This window comes from Enterococcus sulfureus ATCC 49903 (assembly GCF_000407605.1).
GTDB lineage: Bacteria > Bacillota > Bacilli > Lactobacillales > Enterococcaceae > Enterococcus_G > Enterococcus_G sulfureus.
In genome coordinates this window covers 114,040-126,609 of sequence record NZ_ASWO01000001.1, presented here as the reverse complement: position 1 = coordinate 126,609, position 12,570 = coordinate 114,040, and the positions used below count along the sequence as shown (strand labels likewise).

Here is a 12,570-nt window from a genome sequence, read left to right as displayed (position 1 = left end):
TAAAAGCTCGACTCTTTGGAGTCGAGCTTTTTTTGTATAATAAAGATTCTTGGTTTTTTCTCATTTTTCCTATAAAATAAAGGAAAAGGAGTGGATAGTTATGGAAGAAAACATTTTGTTTAATCGTGGCGATGAAGAAAATGCCAATGTCGATCCCAAAGAGTTAGTACGTGAAGGGCAGTATACTGAAGATATCAGGCCACCACAGCGTCTAAAAATTTTGCACCCTGATCAAAAAGATGAACGTATTGTATTTGAAATCGATCGCGATGAGAAATAATCATTACGAGCATTCCGGAATGGTCCAACAAACAGTTCGTAGACGATGGTTGATTTTAGGGTTTGTCGTATTGATTATTTTACTTTTATTGTTGTTAAAAGCATATTTTCCTGATTTAACAGCATGGATCAATCCTAAAGCGAGTAAAACGGAAGTGATGGATTTAGTCCGTTCACACGGCCTCGATGCAGCCGTTATTTTGGTAGCACTGACGATAGTGTGTTGTATGATCCCAGGCATCCCCACTTCAGTGATTGGCATATTTGTAGGATTATGTTATGGTCCGTTATTTGGTGGTATGATCAATGTTTTAGGTAATGCATCTGGTAATTTTTTAGCGATCTCACTCTTAAATAAAGTTCCCTTGATCCATAAAAATAAACAACAAAATCATTGGATCAAACATTTAAGCACATTGAAGCACCCACAAACAGGGTTAACGATTAGTTATATGATCCCTTTTATTCCATCGATTCTCGTTAGTTATACTATCCAGCAATTGCGCATGACGAAAAAGCAACAAGGAAGTATCGTATTTTTAGGAGCCTTGCCAGCATCTATTTTATATGCTTGTGGTGGAGATGCGTTATTTAAAGGAAATATCAAGCTTGGAGTTATTTTGCTAGCTATTGTTATTTTATTTTCAGTATTTATTTTCTATATCAAAAAAGATCATCAAAAACGAGTAGTTTAACTCGTTTTTTTTATTTAATATAACGGTTTCTTTTTTATTGTGACACACATAAAATGATAAAAAAATGAGAAATAAAAATTATGAAACAGTTGTTCTTTTAGTTATATTTAGATGAATTGATTTGAAAATGATTAAAACGATTTAGTTTTTTAAGAAATAATTCTGTAACAGTTAATATGGATGTGTTATCATAATTTTGTAAACAGGTTTTTGTTTTTTTATGAGGGGGGGACGAATAGCATTGATGGAGTTAAAACAAGTAGAGCAAGCAAAACAATTATTTACAACTGGAGAAAATTTTTACGCACATCACTTACTAGGTGCACATCAAACTGAGGATGGTTATGTCTTTCGCGTGTTTGCACCGAATGCCAAACAAGTTTGGCTAGTTGGAACATTTAATGATTGGGATCATACCTTGTCGATGACAAAAGATCATGAATCGGGTATTTGGGAAATTCATACGAATTTACCTAAAGAAGGTGATCTCTACAAATTTAAGCTTGAACAACAAAATGGGCGGCAAGTTTATAAGATTGACCCATTTGCTATTCGCTTTGAACCGCGTCCGAACAATGCAGCGATTTTATACACTGTAGCGACGCATAAATGGCGTGATGGGTTGTATCGTGGTCGAAATAAAAGAAGCCAAACATTGAAACGTCCAATGAATATCTATGAAGTGCATGCCGGATCATGGCGTTACCATTGGGATGGCACACCGTTTACATTTAAAGAATTAGCAGATGAATTAGTTCCATATGTCAAAGAGATGGGCTACACACACATCGAATTGATGCCGGTTATGGAACATCCTCTTGATCGTTCATGGGGATACCAGTTAACGGGTTATTTTGCTTTAGCAGAAAACTATGGTACACCAGAAGAATTTCAAGCTTTTGTGGATTTATGTCATCAAGAAAATATCGGCGTATTGCTTGATTGGGTACCTGGACACTTTTGTGTAAATGACGATGCACTTGCTTACTACGATGGCACACCGACATTTGAATATCAAGATGAAAATCGCGCACAAAACATCCGCTGGGGATCATTGAATTTTGATTTGAGTAAACCACAAGTTCAAAGTTTTTTAATCTCAAATGCTTTGTTTTGGATTGAATTTTTCCATATTGATGGCTTACGTGTAGATGCTGTCTCAAGTATGATTTATTTAGATTATGATGATAAGGGATGGGAACCAAATCACTTAGGAACGAATCAAAATTTAGATGGTGTATACTTTTTACAAAAATTAAATGCTGTCGTAAAACTGGCACATCCTGAAGTACTGATGATCGCAGAAGAAAGCTCTTCTGAAACAAAGATTACCGGTCGCGTAGAAGATCACGCCTTAGGATTTGATTATAAGTGGGATCTTGGATGGATGAACGATACCTTAGCTTTTTATGAAATGGATCCAATTTATCGTCAGTATCATTTAAATAAACTGACATTTTCTTTTATGTACATGGCCAATGAACAGTATATCTTGCCATTGTCACATGATGAAGTCGTTCATGGGAAAAAAAGCTTATTACATAAGATGTGGGGCGATCGCTACAAGCAGTTTTCGCAATTGCGTAACTTATATACGTATTTACTCACACATCCAGGGAAGAAGCTTTCCTTTATGGGAAATGAATGGGGTCAATTTTTAGAATGGAAATACAACGAAGGGCTAGAGTGGAAAGATCTAGCTGATGATATGAACAAAAAAATGCAAGCATTTACAATTAAAATGAATGCGTTATATAAAGAAGAACAAGCACTATGGGAACTCGAAACATCACCTCAAGAAAGCATTGAATTTATTGATGCAGACAATACAAAAGATGTTGTCTTAAGTTTTATCCGTAAAGGAAAACGTAAAAAAGACTTTTTGATTGTCGTCCTTAATTTTACACCTCAAGAACAACAGGATTTTCGGATCAAGGTACCTTACAAAGGTACGTATGAAGAATTAGTCAATACGGAATTAGCTGAATTTGGTGGTACCTGGACAACTGGTCAAGCACCATTTACAAGTGTTTCTGAAGCAGGAGAGCATTTTATCGACATGATTGTTCCGGCTTTAGGTGCACTGATCATAAAACCAACAGCCATTACGATTACAAGGAAAAAATAAGGGAGGGAAGATGGGAAACCATCGAGAGTATGAAAACAGAGATGTTAGCTATGATCCTTGCAGGAGGAAAAGGAAGTCGTTTAGGGAAGTTGACACAAACGATTGCTAAACCTGCCGTACCATTTGGAGGGCGTTACCGTATTATTGATTTTACTTTAAGCAATTGCGTCAACTCAGGTATCAGTACAGTAGGGGTAGTCACACAGTATCAACCTTTAGCTTTAAATGAACATATCGGAAACGGTGCAAGTTGGGGTCTTGATGGCGTGGATTCTGGTGTCACGATCTTGCAACCATACTCAAGTAATGAAGGCAGTAAATGGTTTGAAGGAACAGCGCATGCCATTTATCAAAATATCGACTACATTGATCAAGTCGATCCAGAATATGTATTGGTTTTATCAGGAGATCATATTTACAAAATGGACTATGATAAAATGCTTGAAACACACAAACGCAATCATGCTTCTCTAACCGTAGCCGTAATTGAAGTTCCAATCGAAGAAGCTTCTCGTTTTGGAATTATGAATACAGATGATCATGATCGAATTGTCGAGTTCGACGAAAAACCAGCAGAGCCTAAGAGTAATCTTGCCTCAATGGGAATCTATATTTTTAATTGGTCACGGCTACGCCAGGTTTTATTAAATAGTTATAACAAAGATGATCAAATGTTAGACTTTGGTCAACATGTGATTCCTTCTTATATTGAAAGCGGCGAGAATGTTTTTGCTTACCGGTTTAACGATTATTGGAAAGATGTCGGTACGATCGATTCATTATGGCAAGCTAGTATGGAGTTTATTGATCCAGAAAATGACTTGAAGATGAGTGATAGCGCATGGCGGATTTATTCTAAAAATCCTGTTTCACCACCTCATTTTATTACGGAACAAGCAAGTGTTAAAGGTTCTTTAGTAGTCGATGGCTGTTACGTGGCAGGCGATGTACAAAATAGTTTGCTATCCAATGATGTGAAGATCAAAGAAGGTGCTGTAATTAAAGACAGTGTCATTATGGCTGGAGCAACGATTGGAAAAAATGTAACCATTACCCGAGCGATTGTTGGTGAAAATGCGATTGTGGGAGATAATGCCGAGATCGATGGAACAGACGAAATCGCCGTAGTGGGCTATTCTGAAGTGATTGGAGTGTTGGTAGATGAGAGCTAATAAAGTATCTGCAATTATGGAAAATGAATTTGAAGGAAAGGGATTAGGCGAATTAACTGCAAATCGTCCCTTAGCGACATTATATTTTGACTGTAAGTACCGCATGATCGATTTTAGTTTATCTAACTTGGTCAATGCGAATGTTCGTTCAATGTATATGATTTCAAGTCAAGCGAACATCCAATCGATTTTTGATCATTTAGGTGGAGGCAATCATTGGCATTTAAATAACATTTTGAGCCATTACTTTGTATCATTTAAAGAGTCGATCCAGCAAGCGCAAGAAGCAGGCAAACCGTTTTATGATCCAATGATTGATTTTTTACGTAAGTCAAAATCGAAATTCACGGTCTATACAGGAAATAAAATCTTATGTAATGTGGATTACCGTTCAGTGATCAGCGTACATGAAGAACAACAAAGAGAATGCACCGTATTGTTCAAACGTGTTGAAAAAGAAAAGATCTATCCTAAAGATCGTGTACTTTCATTTTCTGATACAAGCTCGTTTGACGCTACTGTATTTGAAGACTATACCCAAGATCAACCATTTTATAATTTGGCGATGAATATCTTTGTAGTCAATACAGAGTGGCTGATCCGTGTTTTAGAAGAAACGCAAGCAACTGGAGAATATGTTTGTATGGAAGAGATTTTATGGCAAAATATCAACCATACAAATACGACCACATATGAATATACGGGATATTTAAGTAATATTTTTGATATCAATAGTTATTACGAAGCTAATATGGATATGTTGGATCCTAAAAAGTTCAATTCACTATTGTACTCAAGTCAACATATTCTAACAAAAGCTAAAAATGAAGTACCAACGTATTTTTCACCAGAGTCTAATGTCCATTCCAGTCAATTTGCGACAGGAAGTATCATTCGAGGAAATGTTCATCGAAGTTTAATTTCTAGAAGAACAACAATTGAAACGAAGGCGAGAGTCGAGGATTCGATCGTCATGGCCAATGGAAAAATTGGTGAAGAAGCTGTGATTCAGTTTGCGATTTTAGATAAAAACGTCACAGTGGAACCTGGTGTTCAGGTAATTGGGACAAAAGAACATCCTATCGTAATCAAAAAAGGTAGTCATGTTACTACCGATCAGATCGGAGCGTAACTAAAATGAAGATTTTATTTGCAGCCGCAGAATGTGCTCCCTTTTTTAAAAGCGGTGGTCTAGGTGATGTGGCAGGCGCATTGCCGAAGAAATTAAAAGAAAAAGGGCATGACATTCGTGTGATTTTGCCCTTTATGCCGATGATCCCTGCAGAATATCAAGAATCTATCACAGACGTGTTAGATTTTACGATCGATGTGGGATGGCGTAAACAATACTGTGGAATCAAAACGTTGACATTAAATGAAGTTCAGTATTATTTTATAGATAATCAATACTACTTTAATCGACCAGCAATTTATGGCTATGATGATGATGGAGAACGTTTTGCCTTTTTCCAACAAGCGCTTATCGAATCTATGGAAAAAATTGATTTTATTCCAGACATTCTACATGTTAACGATTACCATACTGCGTTTGTACCGTTCTTACTAAAAGAAAAGTACCGTTGGATCCAAGCATTCCAATCTATCAAAACGGTCGTAACGATCCACAATATTGAGTTTCAAGGCTACTTTGAACCGAGTACTTTAGGCGATTGGTTCCAAACAGGTGCTGAGCGCTATGAAGATGGGATGATCGCTCAAAATGGAATGGTGAATTGGTTGAAATCGGGAATCGTGTATGCTGATCGCGTCAATACGGTTTCGCCGAATTACGCAAAGGAAATCCAAACGAGTGAATTCGGTTGTGGACTTGATGCGATCTTACGGCAAGAACAGCAAAAATTAGTTGGGATTTTAAATGGGATTGATTATAGCATCTATGATCCAATGCATGATCGTCATATTTTTGAACCATTCGATCAAAAAACATTAGCGAAGAAAACAGAAAACAAACTACAGTTACAAAAATTACTTGGTCTACCGATTGAAAAGAACGTTCCGATGATTGGGATGGTCAGCCGGTTGACACATCAAAAAGGGTTCCATTTAGTCTTAGAAAAAATGGAAGAATTATTGACGCAACAAGAGGTTCAAATTGTCGTTTTAGGAACGGGTGAAACTGGTTTTGAAGATGGATTCCGTTACTTCGAGTCACGTTTTCCAAGTAAAGTGCGGGCATGTATTACCTTTGACGTTGATTTAGCGCAAAAAATCTATGCTGGAGCGGATATGTTCTTAATGCCATCCGCTTTTGAACCTTGTGGATTATCACAAATGATGTCGATGCGTTATGGAACATTACCGATCGTACACCAAATTGGGGGATTAAGTGATACGGTTTGGCCGTTTAATCCAGTGACTCATGAAGGGACTGGATTTGGATTTATCGATTTCCATGCATACGCATTGAAACAAGCTGTCGACCTTGCTTTGCATATTTACACAGAAGTGCCTGATGTTTGGCGTGAAGTTGTGATTCGTGCAATGGATGTTGATTTCAGCTGGGAAACAGCAAGTGAGCATTATATTCATTTGTATAAAGAAATGACGGAGTAAATATAGTTGGACAAATAAGGGGGAAAGCTGGGGTACAAAAAAGTACGCCAGCTTCCTTTAATCTAAAAGTAGAGGATGATTAAGATGACCATCAGTAAAGAGCTCTTTAAAGAAAAATTTATGGATATGTTAACTGAAAAATATGCCTTGTCTGTTGAAGAGGCATCTCCTTATGATCTGTATACCACTCTTGCAACCTTGATTCGCGCAACGTATGCCAAAGATTGGGGAATAACTCGTAGAGCATACAATACAACACATGAAAAACAAGTATATTATTTTTCAATCGAATTTTTACCTGGTCGCATGATGAAAAGCAATCTTTTAAATATGGGCTGGCTAGATACTGTTGAAGCAAGTTTAAAAGATTTAGGGATTGATTTAGAAGATATTTTAGAAATTGAACCGGACATGGCTTTAGGAAATGGTGGATTAGGCCGATTGGCGTCTTGTTTTATGGATTCGATCGCCTCAGAAGGCCTTCCTGGGAATGGAAATGGAATCCGCTACAAATATGGATTATTCAAACAAAAATTTATTGATGGGTATCAAGTAGAGTTACCAAATGAGTGGTTGTCTCGTGGAAATACTTGGGAAGTACGTCGTGATAGTAAAGCAGTAACGGTAAAATTTAATGGACATGCTTATTTGAAAGAACTTGAAGATGGTAGCTTAGTTCCAATCCATGAAAATCCAACCGTTGTACGTGCGATTCCTTATGATACAGGAATGGTAGGCTACCAAAATGGCACTGTCAACACATTACGCTTATGGGATGCTGAAATTCCTTTGGAAGAAGAAATCAATTACCGTAGTATCCAACAGCGTCGAGAAATTGAAGATTTAACCTCTGTCTTATATCCAGATGATTCAAACGAAGCAGGGCGTCGTTTACGTTTGATGCAAGAGTACTTTTTCGTTTCGGCCGGAACGCAAAGTATTATTCGCCATTTTAAAGCAAATGGATACAATCTAAATAATATCGATGAATATGTCGCGATCCATATTAATGATACACATCCTGCTATGTGTGTGCCAGAATTTATGCGTATCTTAGTTGATGAGGAGCAGATGAACTGGGAGAGAGCTTGGGCTTTGACGATTAAAGTCATGAGTTATACAAATCATACGATCTTAGCAGAGGCTTTAGAAAAATGGCCTGTGGAGATGTTAAGAAGCGTACAACCACGTATCTATCAAATTATTGAAGAGATCGACCGCCGTTTTGTCGAACAAATGACAGGAACGATCGATTGGGGAATCATCGAGCGGACTAGAATTATCTCAAATGGTATCGTTCATATGGCGCATTTGGCTATTATTGGTAGTCATAGTACGAATGGAGTAGCAAAATTACATTCTGATTTATTAAAAAATGTAGTATTACATGATTTTTATCGGTTATATCCTTCTCGTTTTAATAATAAGACAAACGGGATCGCAGAAAGAAGATGGATGCAGTTAGCCAATCCAACACTTTCTCACTTATTAGACGAAACGATTGGAACTTCTTGGCGTTTTGAAGCCTCTGATTTGTATTTATTGATGAACTATAAGGACGATAAAAAAGTATTGCACGCGTTAGCAAAAGCCAAACAAGTCAATAAAACACGTTTAGCGAAATTTATTGAAAAAGAAACAGGCGTTATTGTGAATGATCACGCAATATTTGATGTTCAAATCAAACGATTGCATGCCTATAAGCGTCAGTTATTGAATCTTTTGCACATTATCAAATTATATCTAGATTTAAAAGAAGATCCGAAGAAAAAAATTCAGCCTCGTGTCTTCATTTTTGGTGCTAAAGCTGCCCCAAGTTATCATTATGCCAAAGCGATTATTAAAGTAATCAATGAATTAGCGAATTTGATCAATAATGACGAAAGTATCAAGGATCAATTAAAAATTGTCTTTTTGGAAAATTATAGCGTAAGTTTAGCAGAAAAAATTATTCCTGCAGCTGACGTTAGTGAACAGATTTCATTGGCTTCAAAAGAGGCATCGGGTACAAGTAATATGAAATTGATGTTAAATGGTGCGATTACCTTAGCCACACTGGATGGAGCGAATATTGAGATTCGTGATGCAGTAGGAGATGACAATATCGTGATTTTCGGCTTAACAGAAGCTGAAGTATATGCCTACTATGAACAAGCCAACTATCGAGCATTTGAGTATTATGAGTCATCAGTAGAACTGCGTAAGGTGATCGATGCATTGATCGATGGAACGATTCCAAATAGTTCGCAAGAAGGTATTGAAATCTATGATTCTTTACTAAAATATAATGATGAGTTTTTTGTATTACGTGATTTTGCAGATTATGTCGCTGCACAAGAAAAAGTCGCACATCTTTATAGTGATCAAGAAAAATGGTTGAAAATGAGTTTGATCAATATTGCAAATGCCGGTCGTTTTTCAGCTGACGATACCGTGAAAAAATATGCAGAGGATATTTGGCGTATAAAACCAAATAAGACTCCACAACAAGTAAAGGATGAAACACATGATTCCTATAGTATTTAATCCTTGGTCTGCTAAATATAAGCAACCTTTTGGAGCAGTTGAGCAAGCACAAGTGGTTACTTTTCGCTTAGAAGCTTCTGTGCCAAATGGCCAAATCGAACACGTAGCATTTGTCTATCACCGTGATCAAGAAGCGGATCAGACGGTCACGATGGAATGGGATGTCGACTCTAATTTGTATGAGACGAAGATCCAGCTTGATAAAGGATTGTATTTTTATCATTTTCAAATTACCTATCAACAAGAAGGACATCGTAAAATCGGATATTACATCAAGCAAACATCGTTAACTGGTGAAGGGAAATTTGTTGAACAAGCGCATCAAATCGAAGAATTTCAATTGACGTGTTTTGTTCCAGAAGCTATTCGTCCATGGTTTGAAACCAGTGTAGCGTACCAAATTTTCCCAGATCGTTTTGCCACACATCTTCCCCGTCATCAGTTATTGGCGGAAAGAGAGAACATCTTTATTTATGGAAGTCATACGGATCGTCCGATGTATATCAAAAATGGTAAAGGTGAAGTGACGAGATGGGATTTTTACGGAGGTACCCTAAAAGGAATCGAAGAGAAGATCCCTTATTTAGTGGATCTAGGTATTCAAGTCGTGTATTTAAATCCGATTTTTACAGCAAATAGTAATCATCGTTATGACACGAGTGATTATTTTGAAATCGATCCTTTATTAGGGTCTAAATCTGATTTTTTATCCTTACTTGATCATTTGCATCAAGCAGGAATTCGTTTGATTTTAGATGGTGTATTTAGTCATGTAGGACGCAATAGCCGCTATTTCAATCAAGATGGACGATATGGAGAATCGGTTGGGGCAAGTCGTAGTCGCCAAAGTAAATATTATCCTTGGTTTACGTTTACCAATTATCCCACTGAATACAAATCATGGTGGGGGATTAGTGATCTACCGCAAATCGATAAAACACAAAAAAGTTTCCAAGACTTTATTTATCAAGGGGTCGATAGCGTGATTCGTTATTGGACAGATCTGGGTGTCGATGGTTGGCGTTTAGATGTTGCAGATGAATTACCTGATACGTTTATTGAAGGGATTCGTCAAGTATTGGATCACTATCAAGACCGAGTCTTGATTGGAGAAGTTTGGGAAGACGCATCGAATAAGATTGCTTATGAAAAGCGTCGTCGCTATACACAAGGTGGAAATTTAAATGGTGTGATGAATTACCCGTTTAGAGATGCTATCTTAGAATTACTACAAACCAATCAAATTCCTTCTGTAGTCTATAAAATTCAAACGATTTTAGAAAATTACCCCTATCAATTTTTGCAACAATCGTTAAACAATCTAGGCACACACGATACAAAGCGCCTATTAACTGAACTAGGAAATCAAACAGCTGATGTTCGATTGGCCTATGCGTTATTATTTGCTTTACCGGGTACACCTTGTGTGTATTATGGGGACGAAGCGGGTGTTTCAGGACAAGCAGATCCAGATAATCGCGCGTTTTATCCTTGGGATTCAATTGACCATCAATTGTTTTACCAAATGAAGCAACTTATTGAATACCGTAATGAACATGAGGCGTTGCAAAAAGGCGAAACGTATCTATTTTATACGGAAGATCTTTTTGGATGCTTGCGTCATTATCAAAATAAGTATACAATTTTTATGATGAATCTTACAGATCAGCAGACGCAAGCTACACTTGAAAATGTCCATTGGGTGCGTGAACATCCGATACCACCTAGTTGTTATCAGGCGTTTCAAACACACAGTAGCCCGTTAGCTAAGCGCGAATTTGTTTTTTTGACGATCACGCAAGAAGATCAGAAAATTGAGGTATACTATGGACGAAAACAAGAACAAGCAGAACACAAAGCATAAAAAAAAGATTGGGATCGGTATTGCGAGTCTCACGCTTATCGGCGGTATTGCATTAGGGATTTCTTTAGTCCATCCAACAAAAGAATCTAATGTTGTTCAGGCTGAAAAGAAGGCTAATATGTCAAAAAAAGAAGTCAACTTAACACCAGAAGAGCGTTTTTTAGCAAGTGTATCGCTTGATGATTGGCGTTTGCCTTTAGTTGGTCCAGATCATGTGTTGAAAGCCGAAGTCAATGAAACAACTGATTTAGCGACAGTCGGCAATTACTTGGTCAACAAACAGATTGTATCAGATTATGAACAACTGGAACAAGCAGCACAACAAGCGCAATTTCCTTTAGTCATCATCTCAGCGTATCGTTCAGTAGACTATCAACAACAGGTGTTGAATGCTGGTGTACAACAACGGATCGCCAATGGAATGACCGAAGAAGAAGCGTTGGCTGATGCTAAAAAGACAATGACAGAGCCTGGACATAGTGAGCATCATACAGGGCTAGCGATGGACATTGTAGATTTAGATTGGTACAACTCCTATCCTTCAGAAGTCTTGCATTCTGATTATGGTCAGACTAAGGGCGGAAAATGGTTAGCTTCACACGCACCGGAGTATGGTTTTATTATTCGGTATCCAGAAGGAAAAGAAGCAATTACGAAAATTGATTACGAACCTTGGCACTTGCGTTATGTTGGGAAGGAATATGCTCAATATATGACCGCTCATGGATGGACATTAGAAGAATTTTTAGAACAAGTGAAAGTAGCAAAACAAAAACAATAATAATGACCTCAGCCACAATGTATTTTTGTGACTGAGGTTTTTTTAGGAGGACAGTATGATTCAATTATGTGAAGAACGATCGAATGAATTATTAGCGCTATTCAGTTTAGCGGATCCAAGTCAAAAAGCAATTAAAGAAGCATTAGAAAATGGAAAAGTATTCTGCTATATCGAAAAACAAACACTTCTAGGTGCATTATTATTTATCAGACAGCAAGAAACAATTGAAATCACACATTTAGCAGTTTTAGAACGAGCTGAAAATCGCCATATCGCAACACGTTTGTTAGCGCATATGATTGAATATGCGAAAAAACAAAAGGTGACAGTCTTAGTTATTAAAACTGGAAGTACCAGTTTAAAACAATTGTACCTTTACCAAAAAATGGGCTTTAGAATGGATGCGATTGTATCGGATTATTTTATCACGCATTATGACGCTCCGATTTTTGAAAATGGCTTACGTCTATACGATCAAGTCGTGTTAAAATTAGAAATATAAAAACTTTTTAATTAAAAGTATAGACATTTAAAAATAATGAATATATAAT

The 12,570-nt window shown here is 37.1% G+C and carries 10 protein-coding genes; all 10 read left to right on the top strand.

The genetic code is table 11. The annotated features are described in order from the left end of the window. Positions 1-100 precede the first annotated feature (100 nt). On the top strand, positions 101-280 hold the full coding sequence (locus I573_RS00610) for a hypothetical protein (RefSeq protein ID WP_016184616.1): 180 nt from the start codon (positions 101-103) through the stop codon (positions 278-280). A 19-nt stretch (positions 281-299) separates the two neighbouring features. Then, positions 300-974 carry a TVP38/TMEM64 family protein gene (locus I573_RS00605; protein WP_016184615.1) on the top strand — a complete coding sequence of 225 codons (675 nt, stop codon included), beginning with the start codon at positions 300-302 and terminating at the stop codon, positions 972-974. 244 nt (positions 975-1,218) lie between these two features. After that, positions 1,219-3,102 carry a 1,4-alpha-glucan branching protein GlgB gene (glgB, locus tag I573_RS00600; protein ID WP_016184614.1) on the top strand — a complete coding sequence of 628 codons (1,884 nt, stop codon included), beginning with the start codon at positions 1,219-1,221 and terminating at the stop codon, positions 3,100-3,102. 29 nt (positions 3,103-3,131) lie between these two features. Next, on the top strand, positions 3,132-4,274 hold the full coding sequence (locus I573_RS00595; protein WP_016184613.1) for a glucose-1-phosphate adenylyltransferase: 1,143 nt from the start codon (positions 3,132-3,134) through the stop codon (positions 4,272-4,274). After that, the gene (gene glgD, locus I573_RS00590; RefSeq protein ID WP_016184612.1) at positions 4,264-5,406 is read left to right on the top strand and encodes a glucose-1-phosphate adenylyltransferase subunit GlgD; all 1,143 of its coding nucleotides are present in this window, start codon (positions 4,264-4,266) and stop codon (positions 5,404-5,406) included. The genes I573_RS00595 and glgD overlap by 11 nt, the downstream gene beginning before the upstream one ends. A gap of 5 nt (positions 5,407-5,411) precedes the next feature. After that, positions 5,412-6,848, top strand: coding sequence for a glycogen synthase GlgA (gene glgA, locus I573_RS00585; protein ID WP_016184611.1), 1,437 nt, complete (start codon positions 5,412-5,414; stop codon positions 6,846-6,848). 84 nt (positions 6,849-6,932) lie between these two features. Further along, positions 6,933-9,374, top strand: a complete 2,442-nt coding sequence (locus I573_RS00580; RefSeq protein ID WP_016184610.1) for a glycogen/starch/alpha-glucan phosphorylase — start codon at positions 6,933-6,935, stop codon at positions 9,372-9,374. Beyond that, positions 9,355-11,238, top strand: coding sequence for a glycoside hydrolase family 13 protein (locus I573_RS00575; RefSeq protein ID WP_016184609.1), 1,884 nt, complete (start codon positions 9,355-9,357; stop codon positions 11,236-11,238). Before I573_RS00580 ends, I573_RS00575 begins: the two co-directional genes overlap by 20 nt. Then, positions 11,201-12,019 carry a M15 family metallopeptidase gene (locus I573_RS00570; protein ID WP_016184608.1) on the top strand — a complete coding sequence of 273 codons (819 nt, stop codon included), beginning with the start codon at positions 11,201-11,203 and terminating at the stop codon, positions 12,017-12,019. Before I573_RS00575 ends, I573_RS00570 begins: the two co-directional genes overlap by 38 nt. 55 nt (positions 12,020-12,074) lie before the next feature. Further along, the gene (locus tag I573_RS00565; RefSeq protein WP_016184607.1) at positions 12,075-12,521 is read left to right on the top strand and encodes a GNAT family N-acetyltransferase; all 447 of its coding nucleotides are present in this window, start codon (positions 12,075-12,077) and stop codon (positions 12,519-12,521) included. The last annotated feature ends 49 nt before the right edge of the window (positions 12,522-12,570 follow it).

Excerpts from the sequence above, each read along its gene's own strand:
- I573_RS00610 (WP_016184616.1), top strand. The coding sequence starts at position 101 with ATGGAAGAAAACATTTTGTTTAATCGTGGCGATGAAGAAAATGCCAAT.
- I573_RS00605 (WP_016184615.1), top strand. The coding sequence starts at position 300 with ATGGTCCAACAAACAGTTCGTAGACGATGGTTGATTTTAGGGTTTGTC.
- glgB (WP_016184614.1), top strand. The coding sequence starts at position 1,219 with ATGGAGTTAAAACAAGTAGAGCAAGCAAAACAATTATTTACAACTGGA.
- I573_RS00595 (WP_016184613.1), top strand. The coding sequence starts at position 3,132 with ATGAAAACAGAGATGTTAGCTATGATCCTTGCAGGAGGAAAAGGAAGT.
- glgD (WP_016184612.1), top strand. The coding sequence starts at position 4,264 with ATGAGAGCTAATAAAGTATCTGCAATTATGGAAAATGAATTTGAAGGA.
- glgA (WP_016184611.1), top strand. The coding sequence starts at position 5,412 with ATGAAGATTTTATTTGCAGCCGCAGAATGTGCTCCCTTTTTTAAAAGC.
- I573_RS00580 (WP_016184610.1), top strand. The coding sequence starts at position 6,933 with ATGACCATCAGTAAAGAGCTCTTTAAAGAAAAATTTATGGATATGTTA.
- I573_RS00575 (WP_016184609.1), top strand. The coding sequence starts at position 9,355 with ATGATTCCTATAGTATTTAATCCTTGGTCTGCTAAATATAAGCAACCT.
- I573_RS00570 (WP_016184608.1), top strand. The coding sequence starts at position 11,201 with ATGGACGAAAACAAGAACAAGCAGAACACAAAGCATAAAAAAAAGATT.
- I573_RS00565 (WP_016184607.1), top strand. The coding sequence starts at position 12,075 with ATGATTCAATTATGTGAAGAACGATCGAATGAATTATTAGCGCTATTC.